General features: G+C 51.0%; 1 protein-coding gene. It reads left to right on the top strand.

All coding sequences use genetic code 11. From position 1 onward, the window contains the following. Positions 1 to 300 (top strand): YDG domain-containing protein (locus ICN18_RS10370; RefSeq protein WP_216190514.1); only part of this gene is annotated, 300 nt, incomplete at both ends.

Raw genomic sequence — 300 nt, 5'->3', positions numbered from 1 at the left:
TGACTACAACTTACAAACGACCAACCTGACCTGGAATAGCTCCACGATCAGCGCCGCTAACGTCACCTTGAGCGCCACCGGTAATATCAGTAAGGTCTATGACGGCAGTGCCAACATCAGCATTACTTCAGGCAACTACAGTGTGAGTGGCCTGATCGCTGGCGATACCTTAACGCTCTCGAACTTAAGCGCCGCTTACAACAGTGCTCACGTTGCTAATGCAAGCAATGTCAGCATCAACAACTTATCGTTAGCGAGCATCGCCGGTAATAGCGCCAGCGCGACGACTGACTACAACTT

The sequence above is a fragment of the Polynucleobacter parvulilacunae genome, assembly GCF_018881715.1.
In the GTDB taxonomy this organism is placed as follows: Bacteria; Pseudomonadota; Gammaproteobacteria; order Burkholderiales; family Burkholderiaceae; genus Polynucleobacter; species Polynucleobacter parvulilacunae.
The sequence above is the reverse complement of the archived record's forward strand: the minus strand, read 5'-3'. Positions and strand labels throughout refer to the sequence as shown.